Raw genomic sequence first — 603 nt, 5'->3', positions numbered from 1 at the left:
TAGTCTTTGATCTCCGTTTCCTGTCTCTTCTGGGCAAGATCAACCACTTCATGATCCAATGGATCATCAGCAGGCCGCTAAAGGCACTTGCAGCCATGGCCAGTGCAATCGCGTTAATGCTTTTGGGTTGGTCTAAGAAAAACAACCACCATATCCCCCAACTGAGAATCGACAATATCGTCAGCTGATTCATGCAGCGCTGGCATCGACCGAGTTTGTCGCGGATTTTTTCGCTTTTATTGCAGTGCTTACATGTCATCTTGGGTGGAATTCGCGTTATGCTATTGGCCTTTGATAATAACACGTCACCCTATGGTTAATCACGGTGACACCGAGAGAGAAAGTGATGATTGAACGTCAAGAAACCAAACAACGTATGAGCCGTATCGTTAAGCACAACGGCACGATTTACCTATGTGGCCAAGTGTGTGCAGACGCAACTCAAGGTATCAAAGAGCAAACTCAAACTATGCTAGACAAGGTTGAGACTCTGCTTGAGCAAGCGGGCAGTGATAAAGAACACATGCTGTCAGCAACGATCTACCTGAAAACTATGGACGACTTCCAAGAGATGAACGCAGTATGGGATGCATGGGTTCCAGA

Annotated in this window: 2 protein-coding genes; one reads left to right on the top strand and one right to left on the bottom strand. The window is 46.4% G+C overall.

What is annotated here, in order from left to right:
* Nucleotides 1-259 (bottom strand): DUF3624 domain-containing protein (locus KIV40_RS34270; protein WP_285353910.1); only part of this gene is annotated, 259 nt, incomplete at its 3' end.
* A gap of 87 nt (nt 260-346) precedes the next feature.
* Between KIV40_RS34270 and KIV40_RS34265 the strand changes: the two genes are divergently transcribed.
* Nucleotides 347-603: RidA family protein (locus tag KIV40_RS34265; protein ID WP_285353908.1), on the top strand; the 257-nt coding region annotated here is incomplete at its 3' end.

Source organism: Vibrio sp. D173a (genome assembly GCF_030248475.1).
The sequence above is the reverse complement of the archived record's forward strand: the minus strand, read 5'-3'. Positions and strand labels throughout refer to the sequence as shown.